Source organism: Bacillus sp. RCC_6_1, assembly GCF_041360755.1.
GTDB lineage: Bacteria > Bacillota > Bacilli > Bacillales > Bacillaceae_G > Bacillus_A > Bacillus_A cereus.
The window spans coordinates 17,000-41,972 of record NZ_JBFUPV010000024.1 but is presented as its reverse complement, the minus strand read 5'-3'; the positions used below and the strand labels follow the sequence as shown (position 1 = coordinate 41,972).

Sequence of the window (24,973 nt, the reverse complement as noted above, 5' to 3'; positions counted from 1 at the left end):
CTCTCACCTAACCGTTTCTTCGCTACGTTCTTTTGCACGCCATAAAGCAATCGCCTTTTTTAACGACTCTTTATATTCATTTTCTGGATTTGAATCAATTACAATTCCCGCCCCTGCTTGTACATGAGCTTTTCCATCTTTAGCAAGAAGTGTTCTAATTACAATATTCAATTCTGTATCTCCAGAATAACCAATCCAACCGATTGAACCTGTATAAATCCCTCTTCGAACAGGTTCTAATTCCTCAATAATTTCCATCGTACGTATTTTCGGGGCACCAGTAATTGTTCCCCCAGGGAATACAGCCTTCACTAAATCAAAAGCATCTTTATCTTCTTCCACCTCACCACGCACATTAGAAACAATATGCATAACATGTGAGTATTTCTCAATTACCATAAATTCATCTACTTCTACAGTGCCATATTTACAAACACGTCCTAAATCATTTCTTTCTAAATCCACAAGCATTACATGCTCTGCTCTTTCTTTTTCGTTCTCAATTAATTCTCTTGCTAATTCTTCATCCTCTTGCTCATCCGCGCCTCTAGATCTCGTTCCAGCAATTGGTCTTGTACTTACTTCAGTTCCTTGTTTCTTAATTAACAACTCTGGCGATCCACTAACAATTTGAAAATCCCCAAGCTCCAGGTAACCCATATATGGAGATGGATTAATTTCACGAAGACTTGTATAAATTTCTAGTGGGTGTGTCTGTAACGTTCTTTCTTGTCTCGTCGACAAGTTTACTTGGAACACATCACCCGCCCCAATATATTCTTGAATACATTCAACTGCCTTCATAAAGCCGGCTTCAGTAAAAGCAACTGCTTCACTTTTCTTTTCAGGACTTTCAAAGGGCACAGTCACTTCAGGCGCTTCTGTCATCCAAAGACTCTTCCACTCATTTAGCCGTTCTTTTGCCTCTTCATATTTATCTATATAATGCGTAATAACCCATAACACTTGTTCTTTTTGATCATAGACAAATACGTCATCAAATAATAAAAAGAAGATGTCAGGTATATTAATATCATCTTCCGCAAGAGAAGGCAGCTTTTCAATATAACGGATACAGTCATAACTGAAATAGCCAATTGCACCACCTTGAAAAGGCGGATACTCTGGGTTATAGTCCGTCTTCCATTGTTCCATATATTCTTGCATTAAATCTAACGGATTCCCTCGTTTTATTGTTTCCTTACCACTTTCACTTATATGTAACGTTTCATCCTTCCCTCGGATTACCGCTACTGGGTTCAGCCCTACAATGTTATAACGACCGCCACGGCCGCTTTCTAACAAAATATGTTGCGATTTACCCTGAGAAAGAAATTTATATTGCTTAAAGAAATCTAACTGATATGGAATAGAAAGCGCTAAAGATTTTCTTCGTTGCATATCAACACCCCGTCTTCTTTTATCCCACCCTCTTAGATTAACCAGCTCAAACTACATAAGTTATTTATATAGAGATTGATTATACTCGAAGGCTAGTGAAAATAATTTAATTATACTACCTCTTATTTTACATGAAGTTTTCTAGTCATTCACTCTTTTCCTATTTCCAATCCCAAAAGAAAAAGCACCCTTTTTCAAGGATGCTTTTTCAATCGCGTTTAATTATGATTCAAATTGATAAAGTGGTGTACTTAAATAACGTTCACCGTTACTCGGGATAATAACAAGTACCTTTTTCCCTTTACCTAACTTTTTCGCAACTTCTGTTGCTGCATAAATAACTGCGCCTGAAGAGATACCAACTAAAATACCTTCCTCTTTAGCCACTCTTCTCGCATATTCAAATGCTTGCTCTGTTTTCACTTGAATAATTTCATCATATACTTCTACATCCAACGTCTCCGGAACAAATCCCGCCCCAATTCCTTGGATTTTATGTGGACCTGGTTTCCCACCAGATAATACTGGTGAATCTGCAGGTTCTACTGCATAAATTTTAATATCTTTATACGCTTCCTTCAGTACTTCACCAGCACCAGTAATCGTTCCACCTGTACCAATACCTGCAATAAACGCATCTAATTGGTCACCCATTTGTTCAATAATTTCTGGACCTGTTGTTAAACGGTGAATTTCTGGATTCGATTGGTTTTTGAACTGTTGTGGTATAAAGTAGCCATGCTCTTTTGCTAATTCAGTCGCTTTACGAATTGCTCCACCCATTCCTTCAGGCCCTGGAGTCAATACTAATTCCGCACCGTAAGCACGTAATAAATTACGACGCTCAATACTCATTGTTTCTGGCATTACTAAGATTGCATTATATCCTTTAGCAGCCGCTACCATCGCTAAACCAATTCCTGTGTTACCACTTGTCGGCTCAATGATTGTATCGCCCTCTTTTAATAATCCATTTTTTTCAGCATCTTCAATCATAGCTAATGCGATACGATCTTTAACGCTACTCCCCGGATTCATAAATTCTAATTTTAAGTATATATCTGCGCTGTCTGATTCTACGATGCGGTTCAACTTAACGATCGGCGTTTTCCCGATTAATTCTGAAACTGATTGTGCCACTCGCATTCCTGTCACTCCTAACACCGAGTATTTTTATTGGTTTTATCTATATTTAGATTTTGTCAGAAAATTCCCTGTTTGTCAATTCATTTGGAGGATTGCTCCTCTTAATTCCCTTATTACAAATTCTCGATTAAATTTGTAATATCTTCTTTAGAGAACTTGTATCGTTCATTACAGAAATGACAGTGAACTTCTGTCTCTTCCTCTTCTTCACGAACTTGCTCTAACTCTGTTTTACCTAAACTAATTAATACACTCTCAATACGCTCGCGTGAGCATGTGCAATTAAATTGAACATCCATTGTTTCTAATACTTTTACTTTATCTTCTCCAAGAACTGCATATAGTAGCTCTTCCGGAGAAAGTCCTTGTTCAATCAACGTTGATACAGGTGGAATCTTTTGTAAACGGTCTTCAATAAATGAAATCGTTTCATCTTGCGCACCCGGCATAATTTGAAGGATGAATCCACCTGCCGCTAATATGCTATCATCTCCATTTACAAGAACACCAACACCTACAGAAGAAGGCGTTTGTTCAGAAACTGCAAAATAATACGTAAAGTCTTCTCCTAATTCTCCTGAAACGATTGGAGATTGACCAATAAACGGCTCACGCATTCCAATATCTTTAATTACAGTTACAAACCCCTCTGTACCTACCGCTTGATATACACGTAACTTCCCTTGTTCTGTTCCTTCAAAATCAACATGCGGATTCGTTACATAACCACGTACATCTCCATTTGCATGAGCATCTACTAAGATAGGACCAATCGGACCGTTACCTTCTACCTTAATCGTTAACTTTTGCTCACCTTTTAACATTGCGCCCATCATTGTACCCGCAGTTAAAGAACGCCCTAGTGCCGCTGAAGCTGTTCTCCATGTATCATGACGTCTTTGCGCCTCACTTACTGTATTTGTTGTACGTACACTATACGCACGCACTTCTCCATCAAACGCTAACGCTTTTACTAAATAATCTTTCATACGTATTTATTCACCTTTCTCATGCTGTAAATTTGCATTACGTTCATATAACATGTATAAACCTTTTAACGTTAAAAATGGATCTACAATATCAATTACATTCGATTCTTCGGAAATTAATTTTGCTAATCCACCTGTTGCAATAACTTTAGGTTCTTGTCTAGCTTCTTCTTTCATACGCTTAACAATACCTTCCACTTGTCCAACATAACCATAAAGAATACCCGATTGCATCGCACTTACTGTATTTTTCCCAACTACACTGCTTGGTTTTGTAATTTCGATACGAGGAAGTTTTGCTGCTCTGCTATATAAAGCCTCTGCTGAAATCATAATTCCTGGCGTAATAACTCCACCCATATAATGCTTTTCTTCGTTAATATAACAATATGTAGTAGCCGTACCAAAATCAACAATAATAAGCGGACTTCCATATAAGTGGATTCCTGCTACTGCATTTACAATTCGGTCTGCGCCTACTTCACGCGGATTTTCATATTTAATATTTAGCCCTGTTTTTATCCCAGGCCCTACTACAAGCGGTTTAATTTTAAAATATTTTTCACACATGCGCTCTAAAGCAAACATAATTGGTGGTACGACTGAAGACACAATAATACCTTTCACATCTTCAAACGAAAGACCTTCATGCTCAAGCAATTGCTTTACAAGCATTCCATATTCATCTTCTGTCTTATGACGATCTGTTTCCATGCGCCAATGCTGACGAAGTTCCCCCTCTTCAAACACACCTAGTACAGCATTTGTGTTCCCTACATCCAATACAAAAATCATATTCTCACCACTTATCTTATTTAATCTATATTTGTGCAGTATGTATAAAACTTATAAAAACATCATATCACACATACTTATATAATCAGCTTTCCTATCCTCATCATTTTACAAAAAGATTGCTCTCTATTTCAATTTTTAATACTAGTTTTACTTAAATTACTTTATCCACTAAGTTCTCAATAGTAATTAACAAAGGTTTTAACAAACAAAAAAGGAGTGACGATAGTCACTCCTTCGTTTCTTACTTATCTTCTTTATCTTCATCGTCTTTCTTCATGTTGATGTTTACTTTCACATCATCTGAAGATGTTGGACGTTCTGGCAATCTGCCGTAATCACATAAATGATTGATTTGCTCAGCATCTAACGTTTCTACTTCAAGTAACGTTTTTGCAATAAGATCTAGCTTATCACGATTTTCAGTAAGAATGTCTTTTGCACGAGCATAACATTCTTTCATAATCGTTTGCATTTCTACATCGATATCGTGTGCAATTGCATCACTGTAGTTTTGCTCTGAATGGAAGTCTCTTCCTAAGAACACTTGACCACCTTGCGAACTACCAAATTGCATTGGTCCAAGCTTATCACTCATACCGAATTCTGTAACCATGCGTCTTGCAATGCCCGTCGCACGTTGGAAGTCGTTGTGAGCACCTGTACTCACTTCACCAAATACAATCTCCTCAGCTACTCGACCACCAAGTAAACCAGTGATTTTATCAAGTAACTCTGGCTTTGTCATGAAGTAACGATCTTCTTTCGGAAGCATTACTGCATATCCACCAGCTTGACCACGAGGGACAATTGTTACTTTATGAACGACATCAGCTTCATCAAGAACAACACCAATTACAGTATGACCCGCTTCATGGAAAGCAACGATATTACGTTCTTTTTCAGAGATAACACGACTTTTCTTAGCCGGACCTGCAATAACGCGATCCGTTGCTTCATCAATGTCACTCATATCAATTTTCTTCTTATCTTGACGCGCAGCTACTAAAGCAGCTTCGTTTAATAAGTTTTCAAGATCAGCACCAGAGAATCCTGGCGTACGAGTTGCAATTGCTCTTAAGTTGATATTCTCATCAAGCGGTTTATTACGAGCATGCACCTTCAGTACAGCTTCACGGCCATTTACATCTGGACGATCTACTGTAATTTGACGGTCAAAACGACCTGGACGTAATAATGCTGGATCAAGAATATCAGGACGGTTTGTCGCAGCGATGATAATAATACCTTCGTTTGCACCGAATCCATCCATTTCAACAAGTAATTGGTTCAACGTTTGCTCACGCTCATCATGGCCACCACCAAGACCTGCGCCACGTTGACGCCCTACTGCATCAATTTCATCAATGAAAATGATACAAGGAGCATTTTTCTTTGCATTTTCAAATAAATCACGTACACGTGATGCACCGACACCCACAAACATCTCTACGAAGTCAGAACCACTGATAGAGAAGAATGGAACGCCAGCCTCACCTGCAACAGCACGTGCTAATAAAGTTTTACCTGTACCTGGAGGTCCAACTAATAGGACACCCTTTGGAATACGAGCACCAACTTCAGAGAACTTACGAGGGTCTTTCAAGAATTCAACTACCTCAACAAGTTCTTGTTTCTCTTCATCCGCACCAGCAACATCTCTGAAACGAACTTTTTTCTTTTCATCATTATATAACTTCGCCTTACTTTTCCCGAAGTTCATAACACGGCTACCGCCGCCTTGAGCTTGGTTTAATAAGAAGAAGAATAAAATGAAGATGATGACAAATGGAATGATTGAAGTAAAGAATGTTACCCAGGCACTTGTTTCTTCTGCTGGTTGATACTTAACTTCGGCACCTTTCGCTTTATCATTAATTTTCTTTTGTAATTCCTCAGTATTTGGTGCATAAGTAACAAATTGTTCTCCTTGGCTAGAGTTATTAAATTGTCCTTTTACCTCAAATACACCATTTTTCGGTTGAAGTTGCACATTACGCACTTCACCGCTTTCTAGTTTAGTAATGAATTTGTCGTAGCTAACTGATGTCGTTTTTTGTGTCGAACCATTAAAATAGCTCACGATTCCAATTACTACTAAGAATATCAGTAAATAAAAGATGGTATTACGGAAGATACGATTCATTCCTAACCTCCTCTCACGGCATAAACACTATAGTAAATCGTAACATAGAAAAACTTTCCTATACAATTGTGAAGCCTATATTTAATTAATTTGAGTAAACGCTTGGTTTTAATACGCCTACATAAGGAAGATTACGGTACTGCTCTTTATAATCTAATCCATATCCTACTACAAATTCATGTGGAACAGTAAATCCAACATAATCCGCTTTCAGATCAACCTTACGGCCTGTTGGCTTATCTAATAATGTAACAATTTTTACAGACTTCGCTTTACGATATTTGAATAAGTCTACTAAGTAGCTTAGTGTAAGACCACTATCAATAATATCTTCGACGATTAAAATATCGCGACCTTCTACAGAAGTATCAAGATCTTTTAAAATTTTCACTTCGCCTGTTGAAACTGTAGAGTGACCGTAACTAGATACAGCCATAAAATCCATTTCAAGATATGTATCTGTTCTCTTTAATAAATCTGCCATGAATGGCATTGCGCCTTTTAATACACCAATTGCAAGAGGTACTGTGTTTTTATAATCCTCTGCAACAATTGCACCTAGTTCGCGCACCTTTTCTTGTATTTGCTCTTCAGAAATTAATACTTTTTCGATATCTTGATTCATCATTTCATTATCCTCCCGGAAGACTCCTTGCTTTTGTAGTGAATAATCATATATTTATCCTTCTTTGCCATCTCTTTCGAAATTGCAAATGCAGATCGCTTCAACAAGGGTACCCAAATAATGGTCCCACTTGCATCACAAACGACCGGCCATTCTTCTCTTTTTTCTTTCGGTACTTTTGCTTCGATAAAAATAGCTTTTATCTTTTTCGTGCCATTCATACCTTGTATTGACATGCGATCTCCATTTTCCCTAGAACGAATACGAAGTGGATATGATATATCATTATACTTAGCAACAAATACTGTTTCATTCATGTTACTTGGTATATCTTCGCTCACCTCTGTTACAAATTCATCCCCGTTCAATAGCGTAATGGTCCCGGGTACTGATAAATCTTGTAAAAAAGGAGAAACAATTTCTTGTTTAAATCTAAAGCTACACTCCTCGTATGTACGAACAATTTTCAAATCACCTGGAAAATCAAGTGAACCTGAAGGTTGCGTCCGCTTAAAAAACTCAATCACCTTGTCAATATGTATGGAAGAAAGAGAAGATGGAATCTTATATTCATAAAGATAGTTTAATATTAGTTGAATCCCTCTTCTTTGTAAAGGCATAGACATGGATTCAAAGGCAGGAATTGATAAGCTAATTTGTTTATCACTTTTTTTTGTAATTACTTTATTCATTTTCTCAAAAGCTAATTCCTGCAAATAAGCCTCATCCTCTTGCATCTGCACGCTAAATTTTTGGAATTTCTCATGCACTTGTGGATTTTCTTCTTTCAAATGAGGAAGGACATATTTACGTAATCGATTCCTTGTATATACTTCCTTTTTATTACTCGGATCTATACGTGGCATTAAATTTAGCTTATTACAGTAATCAACAATTTCTTCCTTCGTTACCCCAAGTAACGGCCTAATTAAATACCCATTATGAAAAGGACGCTTCACTGCAATTCCTGCATATCCTTTCGGAGTACTCCCTCTTACAAGACGCATTAAAATTGTCTCGACTTGATCATCTCCATGATGTCCAAGAGCAACATATCTTGCATCATATTTCTTCATTATTCTTTCCAAAAATGCATATCTGCATTCTCTAGCAGCAACCTGTGCATTCATTCCGTATTGCTGTTGATATTGTGATACATTAATCCTTATCGTTTCACAAATAATTCCCAGTTCTTCACAAAGGCCCTGCACAAACCGTAAATCCTCATGAGATTCATCACCTCTAAACATATGATCCACATGAGCTACTACAATTTCCAACTGTTTTTCCGCTCTTTTTTCTAATAAATAATATAAAAGCGCTAACGAGTCAGGACCACCAGAAACTCCCACAACAATTGTTGAATCATTTTTTAATACATCATGCTGCTTTACAAAGTCATCTACTTTTTCAACAAATGTATCTTTCAACTTCGTAATCACCTTTCATTAAACAAGAACAGCAACGTTAGTTGCCTTGTCTACAATGGTACAACTTTTACAAACATTGTGCAAAAAAAAGATATACAAAAATTACATTTTTATCTTACATCCTCCGTGTATATTCACAAAATTAATAACATTACCTTTTTCCACAAAAAAACCTAGGTATTCACCTAGGTTTTTAAAATCAAATTATAGATAAACATTCCACTTACATTTTACTGCGCCTGCATTCCTACAATCGGAATCGTAGCCCACTTCGGCATATTTTTCTTCACTTTTGCCACTACAATAGTCATATCATCATTTATATAACCATCACAAGAGCGAATCACTTCTTCCATAATGATATCAGCAATTTCTTGCGGGTCTTCGGTTTGCAATTCTTTAATTTTTCGTTTCATCCACAATTCATGATTCTCCACATGCTGCGCTCCCTCAAAAATCCCATCGCTCATCATAATAAGAATATCGCCCGTTTTTAATTGTTCACCCACCACATCAACTTCAACATCTTCAATGATTCCCATCGGCAAATTACTTGCTTCAATTTTCAAAATATTATTTGCGCGTTTAACAAAACTCGGCGTCGATCCAATCTTTAAAAACCTTGCACTCGCATCCCGCAAATCTACCATAGCTAAATCTAACGTCGTAAACATCTCTTCTGTCGTTCTCAAAGAAAGAATTGAATTGATAGACTTAATTGCTATTTCTTCATCAATGCCCGATTGGAGTATTTTTTGTAATAATTTCACCGTTTCCTTACTTTCCATATGAGCCCTTTGCCCATTCCCCATACCATCACTAATTGCAAGTGCATATTTACCAACACTTAAATCCATCATCGCATAAGAGTCACCCGAAACAAATCCACCGCCTTTTGCAGCTGTAGCCAATCCTGTATCAAGAGAATACGTCTTCGCCGAACCAAATGATATTAAACTATGGCCATTTGGATAAGAAGACTTTTCTTCATGTTTAACGACAATATTTTCTTTAAGGATATCCGAAAGCATCGGTGCAACTAACTTTTCACATTCACCATGTTCATTAGATGCAACTGGAATTAACATTTCAATATCAATACTTCCTCTATCTAAACAATAAATATCAACATGCTCTACTTCGACACCAAAATCACGGAATGCTTGCATAATCTGTTCTTCCTGCACTTGATGATTTTCACGCTCTCGTTGTATCTCCTTAGCAAAATCCTCCATAACCTTTGATACACCTAATAGTTGCTCCGCTACTATTCTACGATTTTCCTTCATTTGTTTTCGTAATTTTTGTCCCTCATAGAAGTGATCTAATTCACCCGCTACTAAATCCGTCACTTTTTTCCCTCTCACACAATGCTTGTCCCACTCACGAACTAATTTACGATTATGTTGCAGGGTTCCTTCTTCCGTTTCATTCATTATTTGTTTCATATAATCGTACGTTTTATCAAAATTCACTACCCAGCATTGATCCTTTTTAAAGCATGTTTGACATGTTTTCGCAGTAATTGTACTCAAAAACAAATCTGCTTCTGTCTCTTTATCTTCTTCCTCTACATACCCATATACAGAAAAGCTATTAGATAAAGCAGCAAATACATTTGCAAATTGGTTGATTTTATTTGCTGTAACATCACGCATCCTTCTTAAATATTGTTGTTGGTCTTGCGAATGCTCTTGTGTACCTGGCATAAATTTAGCAATACGATCCAAAACAAGCTTCGGTGTTAATAAGAAGATAACAATCGCTACACCTGACTCAATTAAAGTTGTTACAATATTTGTCTGTTTGTCCACATATAATGTAATTAAGCTTGTCCCAATTAATAAACCTAAACTAACACCTAAACGCTTCCCTTCTTTTAACAATCCACCAAGCAATCCAGAGAAAGCAAGAAGGCTAAGCTGAGACAAGCTAGACACATTTGCTAAACTTAATATTAGTCCTGTTACAACCCCTACTGTGGATCCTGTGGCAGCACCTGCAATAAATGCAAATACTAGCACTAAATACCTTGTAAAAATATGTTGAATAGAAGCATCATATACAAACCAATCTGTTGTACCCGTTAAAACAGATGCTAGTAATATAATCAAACAAACAATTTCTTCCGTCTCTAATGCCTGTTGTTTTCCTTTCCTTTCCACTAAAAGCGGGACGCTTTGTAAAAATATCATAGTTAATACGAAACTAAGCCCAGCCTCAATGGTACTAACGAGTAAATCGTACATGGTGACAGTTTGTTGCGCAAAATATACAACAACTAAGTGTGCGGTTAATGCGGAGATAAATACTTGAAATGGAACAAGTCCAACAGTTTTACGTGTAAATCGACTAAAGAAGATATTATAAATGAAGAAGGTAAAGATAGATGCAAAGGTAAAAAACAAATTATCTATCGATACCGAAAGAGCTCCTCCCATTAGAGCTAAAAATGCTAGCGGCATCTTATCCCGCTTCATAACATAAACAGCAGCAAAAAATGGCAGTGCAAACGGTAAAATATTTGTTAATATATATGCTCGTCCCAAAAGAAAACCAATAACAACAATAATAAATCCCCATCTAAAGAAAACTTGCTCAAATTTCATTCGCAACTTACTCGTCCACTTTATTCCTCCAAGCTGACTCTCATTCATTGCCAATGCACTTGTATTCATAGTATTCCTTCCTGCTTTAGGCATATTTTTAACACCACCTGCATAGTTTAATTACTGTCATTATAAAAGATGATTGTTGGTTTTTTTGTCAAAACAACAGTTTTCACTTTTATAATCGTTCGACTTTTTATTCGAAATAACTCTACAGATATACACGGTATGTAAGTTATTTTTGAGATTTTAATTAAATATTCAGAAAATATAGGGTGATTTTGTAGAAGTGTTGTATATCTTAATTTATTTAACAAAAAAAGATCATGCAAATTTGCATGATCTTTTTAGATGACCCGTACGGGATTCGAACCCGTGTTACCGCCGTGAAAGGGCGGTGTCTTAACCACTTGACCAACGGGCCGTTAAATTAAATATAGCGGCGGAGGGGATCGAACCCCCGACCTCACGGGTATGAACCGTACGCTCTAGCCAGCTGAGCTACACCGCCATGTCGTCTTATTTAACGGACAATTAGTATCTTACATCAGATACTAATTAAAGTCAACACATCTCAAAAACTTTTTTAAAAATATTTTTAACATATAAAAAAGCACCCTGAGCCATCACTCTGGGTACCTCTCTATATGTTAAAAACTAAACGTCCTTATTATCCGCGACGCGCGCCACGGCCACCACGTTTAGACTCTGTGTTACGCTTTAAAGAAGTTAAACGATCTTCGCTATCTTTTAAGAAGCGTGCCATCTTTTGCTCAAATGTTTCTTTCGGAGCTCGGTCGTTACCGCCACCGCGATTATCTCTGTTGAAAGAGCGATTATTACGTTGTGGACGTCCAGAACGTTGTTGATCACCACCGCGTTGGTATTCACCGCGTGGACGATCTCCTTCTGTTTTTTCACGTTCTTTCGCTTTTTTGATAGATAAACCAATCTTTCCATCTTTTTCAACATTAATAACTTTTACTTCTACTTGGTCGCCCACTTTTAAGTGATCGTTAATATCTTTTACATAGTTATCAGCAACTTCACTAATATGAACAAGACCCGTTAAGCCCTCTGGCAGCTCCACAAAAGCCCCAAAATTTGTAATACCTGTTACTTTACCCTGTAACTTGCTGCCTACCTCGATTGACATAAAAAAAATGCTCCTCCTTAGTGGTTAAAAAGTCAAATTTTACTTTATTATATATAATCCTAAAATATAGTGTCAATAAGACATACTCTACTTAGAAACAGGAAAAATTATCTCCCCTTTACCAGAGAAGAAATAATCCCTTCTAGCAATCTTTAATACGTACTCTTCATCATTTAACTTTTGAACTTCGTCTTTTAGACTTTTTTCTTTATTCGTTAATGAATCCAGTTCTTTTTTCATGTCCTTAACTTTTGCTTCTTTTGCTTTAATGGAACTGTTTTGTTGATAAAACGTTACACTAATACTCGCAATAATTGTAAAAGTAAAGACAAGAAAAACCGCTAAACGGCGATAAAGTCGCTTCCTGTTCTCATCCGTTTGTATTATATGCTCTTTAACAGGATTTGGACTCTGTTTTTCGATTGTTCTTTGTCTCAGTTCCCTCATTTCCGAGGTCCCCCTAACTTCTTTTTTATATGCTCCCATAGTTGGAAGATATGTCCCTTCAATTTTGCTATATATTGCAGGAACCCTATATGTTTCACTATAAAAAGTTTAACACGATTAGGGAGAAGTTTCCATATGAGCGAAGCAATAAATCGAACAGGCCAGAAAAAAACTTTCCATATGAAAAGTAATATCCAAATCACCATTTTCCATAACACATGTCCAATTGAAAGCAGTATACGAAATAAGAATAATATAAATGCAATAAATAGCTGCGCTATAATAATAACAGGTTTTATCATGAGTAGCTGTATAATTCGAACAAAAAAATATGTTGTTTGCATAAAAATATAGATGAGAAAATTTAACAGCTTCATGTATAGTGCCTTCAGTAAGCTTTGATATGCCGCAAAACCACATAATAATGCCAAAAACACATATATACGTAGCTCAGCTTCATTTACGAGAAGCAATACATAAAAGACGGATAATGCTTGGACAATCCAAAATAATATATCATGTATAAATACAAGCCAACGTTTACGTTCTTGGCGCTTTAAAAAACGTTGATATGTATCTAAAGACGCTCCAATCCAAGCACCCATTCCAATCATTGAAAGCATTGTATACAACTGAATTGTTAAGCTCATTTAAACAACTTACTAAAGAAACCTTTAGTTTTTTCCCCTTGATTTTCATCAATATACAGCATCTCATTAACTTTCCCTTTAATCGACACAATACCTTTTTCCACATCTAAATTTTTCATTTGTAAATTTTGACCACGAATTGTTAAAAAACCCATTACGGTCTCTAGTAAAAACTCTTCGCTATCAAAACTCTCTACCTGCTTCACACCGGTAATATCAATTATACGCCTGCCACGCATAATAATGTCATGCTCTACAGAAACATTTTGTTGATTAGAAGACGTAGGTGAGTAACCATTATTCACGTAAATCCCCCCATAGGTTTTTACTAGCTAATAGTAATGTATGAGGGGATAAATGATTTTAGAACAAGCCTTCTTCCGCTTTTACTTTTTCTTCACGAACTAAGCTATACATATTTGCTGCATCTTCTTTTTTAGTTGTTTCTTTTAATTCATTTATTTTCACAGTCACTATTTTTTGACCAAAACGAATTGTTAATTCGTCAGCTACTTTCACATCAGAACTTGCTTTTGCCACTTGACCATTAATAGATATTCTTCCTTGATCAGCTACTTCTTTCGCTAATGTTCTTCTTTTAATTAAACGTGATACTTTTAAAAACTTATCTAGACGCATATCAAATCCCCCTATTAACGCTCTGTCTGTTTCGCTTCTTCCCATAAAACATCTAACTGTTCTAATGATAAATCTTTCATCTCTTTATTCATTTCAGCTACTTTTGCCTCCATGTATAAAAAACGACCAGTAAATTTCTCATTAGTTGAACGTAACGCCTCTTCTGGATCTATTTTGTAATGACGAGCTATATTAACAAATGCAAATAGTAAATCACCAAACTCACCCAGCATCTTTTTCTCATCCATATTTGTAACCTCTTGTTGGAACTCTTGCCATTCTTCCAAAGCTTTCTCTATCATCGGTTGCACATCAACCCAATCAAATCCAACCTTACCAGCTTTCTTCTGAATTTCATAGGCGCGTAGTAACTGCGGCAAACTTTTGGGAACGCCATTTAAAACAGATTCTTTCACGAATCCTTTTTCTTGTTTTTTAATTTCTTCCCAATTTGCAATCACTTCATCAGCGCTGTTTACATCCATATTTCCAAACACATGCGGATGGCGACGAACCATTTTCTCAGATAGAGTTCGAATGATATCATCTATAGAGAACCAACCTTCATCTTCTCCGATTTGAGCATGAAGCATAACTTGTAATAATATATCACCTAATTCTTCTACTAAGTGATCATCATCCTCTTCATCGATTGCTTCCAACACTTCATAAGCTTCCTCAATTAAATATTTCTTTAATGATTGATGTGTTTGCTTTTTATCCCACGGACAACCATTTGGACCACGAAGTTCCGCAATAATTTCTCTAAGAACATCAAACTGTTGATACAAGGACGCACGCTCCTGAACTGGCGGCACGTACACACTCGTTAAATTATTCAATTCCGTTTCATGATCTAACATGTACAACGGTACCTTCTTTACTTGTTCAAATGAAGTTCCTGCAGCTGTTACGATATACACTTCATAATCATCTGGTAACATCTCCATTAATGTTAATTTCACATCAGATGCAACGAATGCATCATATACTTGGCAAAAGATTAAATGTTGACGCAGTTCTAATTGCCCTCTTTCAAATGATGTAGCATCAAGTAATTGGAATCCTTCAATCGGATCAATCTTTAGACTTGCAAACATAGGATCAAGGAAACTTTGTCCACCCTCAATTCGCACTTCAACATTTGAAACTTCTCCTTTTTCCAACAGTAGCTGAACTGTTCTTTCTGCTACAAGTGGATGCCCGGGAACAGCATAGATAATTTCTGTACCTTCAGCTTGTTCTAGCAATTTATTCGCAATTGTTTCATATACAATTTCAAACGTATCATGTGCTTCATATACAGCATCAAAAGACGTATATTGTACGCCTTCTTTCTCCAATTCTTCTATAACTGGATGTTCTTTCGTTCTAACAAACAGATGGTCTGCTTCTTTTATTTTTCGATATACACCCATCGTTAGCTGATCTAATTCACCAGCTCCTAAACCTAAAATAGTAATGATTCCACTCACAACCAGTCACCTCTATCCACTCTTCTTCAATGAACCTTCTTTTTTCTCTTGTTTCATAACGGTTCCTAATTCTTTTTTTGTAAATACACGTAATTTCAAAATAAAAAACATATATGTCAATCCGCCAATGGCTACACCTAACAACGCTTCAAGTGTCGCGCTTCCTCTATGTTCCGTATCAATTACTAATCCAGACATCTGTAACACACGTGTGAATATCATTAATACAAATCCCATACAGATACCACTAATTACTATCCCTAACATATTTCGCTTATTGATAAGTGACCCTGATACAGCTCTCGTAAGCAACAAAGTATTTAGTCCAGAGATTATAATTAACGCACATAAAGTCGCAAAGGCTGCACCTTTCACACCAAAATAAGGCATGAATATATAATTTAACGCTAACTTTAAGCAACCTCCAAATACAACAAATAATGCTGGCTTAAACGTTTGCCCCAATCCTTGTAAAATAGAAGCTGTCGTAATTGACAATGAACTAAATAAAATAGATAACGATAAAATAGATAAAACATCTGATCCATCACTGTTTTCAAACAACATAATATTCGTAGGTTGAATAATACAAGTTAGTCCAATAGCTGCTGCAAGTCCAATAACACATGTTATTTTCACTGCTAACTTTACCTTTTCTTGAATAAAGGAAAGATCTCCTCTTTCCTTCGCCGCTGTAATAATCGGAATAAGTGACAACGAGAAAGAAGTCGTCACAACAGTACCTAATTGCATTAGCGGAATACTTCTATCATAAACACCCTTTAATACCTTTGCATTTTCAGCCTGTTCTCCCGCACCAATAAGTAAGCTGTAAAAGGACACTGAATCAGCCATCTGTATAAAAATAAGCACTAAATTACTAACACAAATCGCTAACCCCTGCCAAAAAAGGATTTTAACTATCTTCCTTTTACCCTTAATTCTCGCTGCACTTTTGAAGAATATAGAACGAAAATCTTGACGCATATACAATATAAGTACAATAATCCCAATAAGACCACCCGCAATTGAGCCTAACATAGCCCCTGCACCAACTGTATATAAATCAAATCCGTGAGCAATTAGGAATAGCGATAAAAATACAATAATAGAAACTCGAATTGTTTGTTCTATTACTTGCGAAACAGCCGTTGGCATCATATTATTAAATCCTTGAAAATACCCTCTTGCTACAGACAAAAATGGCATCAATAAGAATGAAAATGAAATAACACGTAGTAACTTATCTAAGTGTATATCGCCCATAGCTACCGCAATTGTTTCGGCCCCAAAAAACAATGTAAAGAAGCCTATAAAACCAATTCCTAATAAGAACCAAAAAGATACACAAATAATTTCTTCTGCTTCTTTTTGTTTTCCCCGCTCTAATCGTTCTGCAACCATTTTCGAAATGATAACAGGAAATCCATAAGTAGCTAAAATTAAACAAAATCCATAAAACGGGTAAATTTGTTGGTAAATATAAAACCCAATATCCCCCGCTATATTTTGATATGGAATACGGTAAAAAGCGCTTAATACTTTTGTAACGAAACTTGCAATCGTTAATATAATAGCCCCACGCCAAAAGGCTTGATACTTCTTCGCTTCCATACAAGAAAACTCCTTTTTCTATTCTCACCTCTCGTATTATATCATAAAGAAAAGAACAAACTCCCTTCCCAACACGGGTAATAATGAGTTCCTACACGTTAAAAATATTCAACGAAAAAAGGTAGCAAAGTGCTACCTTCATTCAATATACATATATCTCCAAATAATTGATTTCTCAAAAAGAAAGATCATAATTAGGAAAGATTGCTACTTCTAAAATCAATATACCCTTACTGTTCCATTTGTTTCGCTAAGAAACTGGCAGCAGTATTAACCGCTTTATGCTCGATCTCGCTTATAATAGCTTCTTTTGAAAAAATAATGACGGCTCCAATCGGATCTCCGTTTGCAACAATTGGTCCAACTGTATAAGAATGAACCTTTTCTGTTACACCATCAATAATGGAAATATCACTTTCATCCGTCATAATAACAGACTTTCGTTCTTCCATCGTTTTTTCAATTAAATCGCCAACACTTTTATTTAAGTATTCTTTTTTCGATACGCCTGATACTGCGATGATAGAATCTCGATCACACACAAGCACATTATGTCCTAAGCTGTCATATAAAGCATCAGCATATTCTTTTGCAAAATCACCTAGCTCACTAATTGGAGAATACTTCTTTAAAATTACCTCTCCATCGCGATCAACAAATATTTCTAGTGGGTCTCCTTCTCGAATACGTAAAGTTCTACGAATTTCCTTCGGGATTACGACCCTGCCTAAATCATCAATTCGACGTACGATTCCAGTTGCTTTCATTCTAATGCTGCCTCACTTTCTACTGATGATCAAAGTGGTGAATTTACCTGTTCATGTAAAAATCACCAACTGTTAGATATAGTATTTTACACATTAGTTCTTCTATGCACGTCGAATTGTATTTTTTTATCTTATTTTAGGCATTTATTACTTCTTTTTTTACATCTGGTAAGCCTTTTAATAAATTTTCAGCAATCGTTAACCACTTCGATGTCTCTAAGCCATTTGTTTTCATAACAATTTTCAATTGTGATCCTTCCATTCCTAAACCAATCATACGTCCAAAACTATTTCCGAGCATGAATAATTTTCCACCATCAATATTTTGACTTGCTTGTTCAGAAAACAGGAATGTTACTTCAAATTTATTCTGCTTAATTAATTCAATTTGTTCTTTCATTGCCAACACTTTAATATTTGCAATTTGTAATAAATAACCAACTTCTTGTGGATAATCGCCAAATCTATCGATCATTTCTTCCTGCAATTCTTCAATATCCTCAATTGCAGAAACACCTCTAAATTGTTTATACATCATAATTTTTTGCTTACTATCTGAAATATAAGCATCTGGTAAGTATGCATCTACCTCTAAGTCAATTTCAACATTAACTATATTTTCAGCCCCATCTGTTCCTCTACGCTGTTCAATTGCATCTTTTAACATTTGAGAATATAGATCAAATCCGACAGAATCAATAAATCCATGCTGTTCTGCCCCTAACAAATTACCTGCTCCACGAATAGATAAATCTCTCATCGCAATTTTGAAACCAGATCCAAGTTCCGTGAACTCTTTAATTGCTTGTAGACGCTTCTCTGCAACCTCTGACAGCACTTTGTCACGTTTATATGCAAAGTATGCATATGCAACACGATTAGAACGTCCAACACGCCCACGAAGCTGATACAATTGTGATAATCCCATACGATCTGCATCAAATACAATTAACGTATTTACATTCGGAATATCTACACCCGTCTCAATAATTGTTGTACTTACAAGAACATCATGCTGTCCTTCTAAAAATGATAGCATAACAGACTCTAATTCGCTTTCGTTCATTTTCCCATGTGCGTACGTTACGCGGGCATCTGGAACTAACATCGAAATTTCATCTGCTTTTCTTTCAATATCCTCTACACGGTTATATAGGAAGTAAACTTGACCACCTCTTGCAAGCTCTCGCTCTATCGCCTCTCGCATTAACGCTGGATTATACTCGACTACATACGTTTGGACTGGGAAACGATTTTCTGGTGGTGTCTCAATAACAGATAAGTCGCGCACACCAAGCATAGACATATGAAGCGTCCGCGGAATCGGAGTTGCCGTTAATGTTAATACGTCAACATTCGCCTTCAATTGTTTAATTTTTTCTTTATGTGTCACACCAAATCTTTGTTCTTCATCAATAATAAGAAGCCCTAAATCTTTATAAGTAACATCTTTAGATAAAATACGATGTGTTCCGATTACAATATCTACTGTTCCATCCTTTAAGCCCTTAATTGTTTCATTTTGTTGTTTCCTCGTACGGAATCTACTTAATAAGCCTATATTGATTGGATAATCTTGAAAACGCTCTCGAATTGTTTCATAGTGTTGCTGCGCAAGAATCGTTGTCGGTACTAAAATTGCAACTTGTTTTTCATCCATAATCGCTTTAAATGCCGCACGAATAGCCACTTCAGTCTTTCCATACCCTACATCACCACAAAGGAGCCTATCCATCGGGCGTCCGCGTTCCATATCTTTTTTAATCTCGTCAATAGAACGTAACTGATCCTCTGTCTCTTGGTATGGGAAAGATGATTCGAACTCTTGTTGTTCTGCCGTATCTGGCGTATATGCATAGCCTTTTGAAGCTTCGCGCTCAGCATATAGTTTAATTAGGTCATCCGCAATGTCTTGTACAGATTTTTCAACTTTCGTTTTAACCTTTTTCCAATCATTCCCACCTAATTTGTAAACTTTCGGATCCTTACCTTCAGATCCTACATATTTTTGAACTTGATCAATTTGTTCAATTGGAACGTATAGCTTATCATTACCTTGATATTTAATATTTAAATAATCTTTATGAACACCATTAATCTCTAATGTCTCAATACCTAAAAATTTACCTATACCATGATTTACATGAACTACATAATCTCCAACTTTTAATTCCGAATAACTTTTAATACGTTCAGCATTCGATAGCTTTTGTTTACGTTGTGATTTTTTAACTTTCTTATGAAAAAGCTCCTTTTCAGTAATGACAACAAGCTTTTGCATCGGCATTTCAAATCCTGCATGTAAATCACCTACAGCAATTTGTAACCTTCCAGGCAATAAAATATCTGTACCTTCTACAATATCTGCCTCAATATCATAATCACTTAAAATATGTTGTAATTTTTTCACACGTTCATCATCTGTTCCGAGTACAACAGTCGTAAAATGCCCTTCATTCCATCTATCAATTTCTGTTTTTAACAAATTCATCTGTCCATGGAAATCTTGCATTGTTTTACATGTTACATTAACAATATTTTGCGGATGTGTGTGTGCGATATGACGCAAGAATAACGTTAAATATACAAAACTTCTTTTTTTATGATGAAGAAATCCCTCGAATGGGTGAGAGAAAGATAAATCTTGAATAATTGTTCCTTCACCAAGAAGTGATATATACCATTCCGCCTCTTCTGTTTCAAGATGTGATGCTGTTTCTTGAATACGGGAAATCTCATCTAAAATTACAACACCATCTTCTGGTAAATAATCTATCAGACTAGCAGGTTCTTTATAGAAAATAGATAAGTATTTAAACATCTGTTCTATACTTTGCCCGTTTTTCAACATCTCAATTTCATGACTTACCGTCTCAAGCACTTTAGTCTTTAGTTTATCATCAGAAAGTTTTTGCATCGTCTTAGTCAAGCCTTCTTCAAGATGCTGAATTCCTGATTTTAATTCTTCCTGTGAAAATAAAAACTCTGTTGCCGGACCAAACCTAACGTTTTCTTTTTTACCTTGAGAACGCTGTTCATCCACATCAAATAATCGAATAGAATCGACTTCTGTATCAAAGAATTCAATACGAAATGGTAGTTCTTCAGTTAAAGGATAAATATCTAATATTCCCCCACGCAAACTGAACTCCCCTGGAGCTTCTACCATCGACTTACGTTCATAGCCAATATGATGTAAAGTATGCAAGAGCGCATCTAAATCAATCTCTTGCCCTAGATTGATTTCAACTTGCTTTTGCTTCCACAATTCTTTTATTGGTAAAAATCTACGCAATCCTGCTACTGGCGCTACAATGATTCCATTCTCTCCCGCAGCCAAGCGATTTAACACTTCTATACGTTGCGCCTTCAATTCTGGACTTGCAACTCCAATTTCCGATGCTATCAGTTCATTCACTGGATATAACCACACATCTTTTTCACCAAGTAACGCCACTAAATCTTCATGTACTTTTTGTGCTTGGTATAAGTTATGTGTCACGATTAATTGTGATTTTTTTGTTTTTTTATATAAAGCCGCCATTAATAATGAACGAGAAGACGTTGCCATCCCTGATATAAGTTGTTCTTTTAACCCATCTTCTAACCCATTAATAACCGATTGTATCTCTTCATTTTTATAAAATTGCTCTAATAAACCTATCATTTTTAAAACTCCTCTCAACATAAAGAGCAAGTCATTCTATTTTATGCAAATATTTTGGAAAAGGAAAACAGAAAAATGCTTTGGACATGCCAAAGCGACAACATTTTATTGCAGAAATTTTTCATACTCATAATACTCAGGATAAGATGCGAGCGTTTCTTGACACGATTCACAAATCGTTTTTATATATATATTTCCATTCTCATGAAAATGAATCATTTCTACTACTTCTTGCTCCGTTAGTTGAAATAAAACGTCGCTATATACTTTTTCTGCGTTAATGGAGCCTACATTACCTCCGCAGTGTCTGCAATAATAATACCCTTCCATACTAGCCTCCTAAAAATTCAATTACTACTAGTATGGGTAAAACAAAAGAGAAATATTCCCAATCTCATTTTTAACTATTGAAAGTATTCATGATTTGAAGAAAAGGCTTATTTAGCCACTCTTTACATGCATCCGCTGCTTTTTCAATAGAATGGTTAACATCCGGAATCTCTTCAGATGTAAAGCGTCCTAATACATAATCGACTACCTTCATTCCATTTTTCGGGCGATCAATTCCCATACGGATACGTTGAAATTCTTGTGTTCCTAAGTGCGAAATCGTTGACTTTACACCATTATGTCCACCAGCACTACCTTTCATGCGAAGACGCAATTTACCTACAGGAATATCTAAATCGTCGTACATAACAACGAAGTCCTCAACATCAATTTTATAATAATCCATAAGTGGACGAATACTTTCCCCAGATAAATTCATGTATGTTAGCGGCTTTAATAAGATTACCTTTTCTCCATTAACAAACCCTGCACCAAATACACCTTTAAATTTTTGTTCATTCAAAGAAATGTTCCAACGCTTCGCAAGTTCATCAATGGCCATAAATCCAATATTATGCCTTGTTAATTCATATTCTCTACCTGGGTTCCCAAGTCCTACTATCAATTTCATTCTTGTACCACTACTTTCTTTTTTCGATACGAAAAGACGTAACCAATTTTGGTTACGTCTCATTCTATCCAATTAATTGAATAATACACTCACAGATTCTTCTTCGTATACACGAATGATTGCTTCTCCGATTAATGGAGCAACTGAAAGTTCATGTACTTTGTCGATTTTCTTCTCTTCTGGTAATACGATAGAGTTCGTTACAACTAACTCTTTAATGTTTGAATTTTGAATACGCTCAATTGCTGGACCAGATAATACTGGGTGTGTACAGCAAGCATATACTTCAGAAGCACCGTTCTCAACAAGAGCGTTTGCTGCTAATGTAATTGTACCAGCTGTATCAATGATGTCATCAATTAAAATCGCTGTTTTGCCTTCAATATTACCGATAATGTTCATTACCTCTGAAACGTTCGGGCGAGGACGACGCTTATCAATAATAGCGATTGGCGCTTTTAGACGATCTGCCATTTTTCTCGCACGAGTTACACCACCATGATCAGGAGACACGATTACGATATCTTTAAGACCTTTTGTTTCAAAGTAATCAGAAAGAATCGGTACACCCATTAAGTGGTCGATTGGGATATCAAAGAACCCTTGAATTTGTGGAGCATGTAAATCTAGAGTGATTACACGAGTTGCACCTGCTGTTTCAAGCAAGTTTGCTACAAGTTTCGATGTAATTGGTTCACGAGAACGCGCTTTACGGTCTTGACGCGCATAACCATAGTAAGGAATAACAATATTAATTGTTTTCGCAGATGCACGTTTTAATGCATCGATCATAATAAGTAATTCCATGATATGTTCGTTTACTGGGAAGCTTGTAGATTGAATAATGAATACATCGCAACCACGGATACTTTCTTCAATGTTAATTTGAACTTCTCCATCACTAAAACGATCAACAGAACATTTTCCTAGTCCTACTCCAATATGCTTTGCAATCTGCTCAGCAAGTTCCTTATTAGAGTTTAAAGAGAATACTTTCAAATTAGAATTTAGATATTGAGTCGACATCTAGATTAACCCTCCACATTATTATGATTTTTTCTTATTCAGCAATTGATCAACATAGTCTTCTTTGTTAACTTGACGTGCACGTGCTACCGATAATGCTTTTGATGGAACATTCTCTGTAATTGTAGAGCCTGCCGCCACATAAGCACCATCTTCAACTGTTACTGGAGCAACAAGGTTTGAATTACATCCAATAAATACCCCATTACCAATCACAGTTTTGAATTTATTCTTACCGTCATAGTTCACCGTAATTGAACCACAACCAAGATTCACGTCTTCTCCAACTTGTGCATCCCCGATATAACTCAAGTGTGAAGCTTTACTTCTATTACCAAAGACAGTTTTTTTGATTTCCACGAAGTTTCCAACGCGTACTTCGTCTCCAATAACTGAATCTGGGCGAATATGTGCAAATGGACCAACCGATACTTCTGTACCAAGCTTACTATCATGTACAGTAGATTGTCGAATTGTCGTACGATCTCCAATTTCACTATCGCGAATTACTGTATGCGGTCCAATTTCACAATCAGAACCAATTACAGTGTTCCCCTCAATAATTGTTCCTGGATGAAGAACTGTATCGCTACCGATAATTGCATCAGCAGAAATATAAGTGTTACTTGGATCAATAATTGTAACACCATTTACCATGTTCTTTCGGTTGATACGGTTTTTCATAATAATTTCCGCTTGCGATAGAGCGACTCTGTCGTTAACACCTAACGTTTCATCGAACTGCTCTGTTTGATAAGCTGATACGATATGACCTTCATTTTTTAAAATCCCAATAACATCTGGAAGGTAATATTCACCTTGCACGTTATCATTTGAAACTTTAGAAAGTGAAGCAAATAAAGCCTTATTATCAAAACAATACGTACCTGTATTGATTTCTTTAATAGCTAATTCTTTCTCATTTGCATCTTTATGCTCAACAATCTTTTCAACATGACCATTCTCATTACGAACAATACGGCCATATCCAGCAGGCTCTTCTATGTATGCTGTTAGCACCGTCGCCATTGCTCCTGCTTCTTTATGTTGCTGAAGTAATGCTTCCATTGTTTCAGCAGTTATTAGAGGCGTATCACCACAAATAACTAAAGTTGTTCCTTCTTCATTTGCAAGTACACTTGCAGCTTGATCTACAGCATGTGCTGTACCAAGTTGTTCTGCTTGTAATGCAAATTCACTTACGTTCCCTAGCTGTTCTTGTACCATTTCAGCACCATGTCCAACAACCGTTACAAGTTTCTGCAATCCTAATTGAGATACTTGATCGACTACGTGTTGTACCATAGGTTTTCCACATACAGGATGCAGCACTTTGTATAGCTTAGACTTCATACGTGTGCCTTTACCTGCAGCTAGAATCACTGCAAATCTGTTTGACATATAGACCCTCCATCGCAACCTATTTATCC

General features: G+C 36.3%; 21 protein-coding genes and 2 tRNA genes. All 23 read right to left on the bottom strand.

The features are described 5' to 3' along the window. Positions 1-3 precede the first annotated feature (3 nt). Positions 4-1,401: an aminodeoxychorismate synthase component I gene (pabB, locus tag AB6801_RS30370; protein WP_065702700.1), complete on the bottom strand. Its 1,398-nt coding sequence runs from the start codon at positions 1,399-1,401 to the stop codon at positions 4-6. Between the two features lie 222 nt (positions 1,402-1,623). After that, positions 1,624-2,547, bottom strand: a complete 924-nt coding sequence (gene cysK, locus AB6801_RS30365; protein ID WP_001261719.1) for a cysteine synthase A — start codon at positions 2,545-2,547, stop codon at positions 1,624-1,626. 113 nt (positions 2,548-2,660) lie between these two features. Next, on the bottom strand, positions 2,661-3,536 hold the full coding sequence (gene hslO, locus AB6801_RS30360) for a redox-regulated molecular chaperone HslO (protein WP_000656372.1): 876 nt from the start codon (positions 3,534-3,536) through the stop codon (positions 2,661-2,663). Between the two features lie 6 nt (positions 3,537-3,542). Then, positions 3,543-4,331, bottom strand: a complete 789-nt coding sequence (locus AB6801_RS30355) for a type III pantothenate kinase (RefSeq protein WP_000578368.1) — start codon at positions 4,329-4,331, stop codon at positions 3,543-3,545. 244 nt (positions 4,332-4,575) lie between these two features. Further along, the gene (gene ftsH, locus AB6801_RS30350; protein ID WP_001079672.1) at positions 4,576-6,477 is read right to left on the bottom strand and encodes an ATP-dependent zinc metalloprotease FtsH; all 1,902 of its coding nucleotides are present in this window, start codon (positions 6,475-6,477) and stop codon (positions 4,576-4,578) included. 85 nt (positions 6,478-6,562) lie between these two features. Continuing rightward, positions 6,563-7,105, bottom strand: coding sequence for a hypoxanthine phosphoribosyltransferase (gene hpt, locus AB6801_RS30345; RefSeq protein ID WP_000981844.1), 543 nt, complete (start codon positions 7,103-7,105; stop codon positions 6,563-6,565). Then, complete coding sequence (gene tilS, locus AB6801_RS30340; RefSeq protein ID WP_000655458.1) at positions 7,102-8,532, bottom strand: tRNA lysidine(34) synthetase TilS; 1,431 nt, start codon at positions 8,530-8,532, stop codon at positions 7,102-7,104. The genes hpt and tilS overlap by 4 nt, the downstream gene beginning before the upstream one ends. 230 nt (positions 8,533-8,762) lie before the next feature. Continuing rightward, entirely contained in the window at positions 8,763-11,234 is a 2,472-nt protein-coding gene (gene spoIIE, locus AB6801_RS30335; RefSeq protein ID WP_001123552.1) for a stage II sporulation protein E, read from the bottom strand. Positions 11,235-11,493: 259 nt separating this feature from the next. Continuing rightward, positions 11,494-11,565 (bottom strand) — tRNA-Glu (locus tag AB6801_RS30330). Positions 11,566-11,578: 13 nt separating this feature from the next. Then, a tRNA-Met gene (locus AB6801_RS30325) sits at positions 11,579-11,652 on the bottom strand. A 159-nt stretch (positions 11,653-11,811) separates the two neighbouring features. Beyond that, the gene (locus AB6801_RS30320) at positions 11,812-12,297 is read right to left on the bottom strand and encodes a S1 domain-containing RNA-binding protein (RefSeq protein ID WP_000021451.1); all 486 of its coding nucleotides are present in this window, start codon (positions 12,295-12,297) and stop codon (positions 11,812-11,814) included. Positions 12,298-12,384: 87 nt separating this feature from the next. Continuing rightward, positions 12,385-12,744 (bottom strand): cell division protein DivIC, encoded by a 360-nt coding sequence (divIC, locus tag AB6801_RS30315; RefSeq protein ID WP_001208739.1) that lies wholly within the window; start codon positions 12,742-12,744, stop codon positions 12,385-12,387. Continuing rightward, complete coding sequence (gene yabQ / locus AB6801_RS30310) at positions 12,741-13,394, bottom strand: spore cortex biosynthesis protein YabQ (protein ID WP_000059777.1); 654 nt, start codon at positions 13,392-13,394, stop codon at positions 12,741-12,743. The genes divIC and yabQ overlap by 4 nt, the downstream gene beginning before the upstream one ends. After that, entirely contained in the window at positions 13,391-13,699 is a 309-nt protein-coding gene (yabP, locus tag AB6801_RS30305; protein ID WP_001059104.1) for a sporulation protein YabP, read from the bottom strand. The genes yabQ and yabP overlap by 4 nt, the downstream gene beginning before the upstream one ends. A 58-nt stretch (positions 13,700-13,757) precedes the next feature. Further along, positions 13,758-14,033 carry an RNA-binding S4 domain-containing protein gene (locus AB6801_RS30300; protein WP_001234876.1) on the bottom strand — a complete coding sequence of 92 codons (276 nt, stop codon included), beginning with the start codon at positions 14,031-14,033 and terminating at the stop codon, positions 13,758-13,760. Between the two features lie 14 nt (positions 14,034-14,047). Beyond that, the gene (gene yabN / locus AB6801_RS30295; protein WP_097999571.1) at positions 14,048-15,508 is read right to left on the bottom strand and encodes a bifunctional methyltransferase/pyrophosphohydrolase YabN; all 1,461 of its coding nucleotides are present in this window, start codon (positions 15,506-15,508) and stop codon (positions 14,048-14,050) included. A 12-nt stretch (positions 15,509-15,520) separates the two neighbouring features. Continuing rightward, positions 15,521-17,122, bottom strand: a complete 1,602-nt coding sequence (locus AB6801_RS30290) for a putative polysaccharide biosynthesis protein (protein WP_000387588.1) — start codon at positions 17,120-17,122, stop codon at positions 15,521-15,523. 230 nt (positions 17,123-17,352) lie between these two features. Continuing rightward, a complete protein-coding gene (gene spoVT, locus AB6801_RS30285; RefSeq protein WP_000648302.1) occupies positions 17,353-17,889 on the bottom strand; it encodes a stage V sporulation protein T in 537 nt (178 codons plus the stop codon). A 136-nt stretch (positions 17,890-18,025) separates the two neighbouring features. After that, positions 18,026-21,556 (bottom strand): transcription-repair coupling factor, encoded by a 3,531-nt coding sequence (mfd, locus tag AB6801_RS30280; protein ID WP_000579678.1) that lies wholly within the window; start codon positions 21,554-21,556, stop codon positions 18,026-18,028. A gap of 105 nt (positions 21,557-21,661) precedes the next feature. Next, positions 21,662-21,886 (bottom strand): anti-sigma-F factor Fin family protein, encoded by a 225-nt coding sequence (locus AB6801_RS30275; protein ID WP_000399438.1) that lies wholly within the window; start codon positions 21,884-21,886, stop codon positions 21,662-21,664. Positions 21,887-21,956: 70 nt separating this feature from the next. Beyond that, positions 21,957-22,517 carry an aminoacyl-tRNA hydrolase gene (gene pth, locus AB6801_RS30270; RefSeq protein ID WP_097999575.1) on the bottom strand — a complete coding sequence of 187 codons (561 nt, stop codon included), beginning with the start codon at positions 22,515-22,517 and terminating at the stop codon, positions 21,957-21,959. 72 nt (positions 22,518-22,589) lie between these two features. Continuing rightward, complete coding sequence (locus tag AB6801_RS30265; RefSeq protein WP_000107420.1) at positions 22,590-23,543, bottom strand: ribose-phosphate diphosphokinase; 954 nt, start codon at positions 23,541-23,543, stop codon at positions 22,590-22,592. Between the two features lie 21 nt (positions 23,544-23,564). Then, positions 23,565-24,944: a bifunctional UDP-N-acetylglucosamine diphosphorylase/glucosamine-1-phosphate N-acetyltransferase GlmU gene (glmU, locus tag AB6801_RS30260; RefSeq protein ID WP_370941352.1), complete on the bottom strand. Its 1,380-nt coding sequence runs from the start codon at positions 24,942-24,944 to the stop codon at positions 23,565-23,567. Between the last annotated feature and the right edge of the window lie 29 nt (positions 24,945-24,973).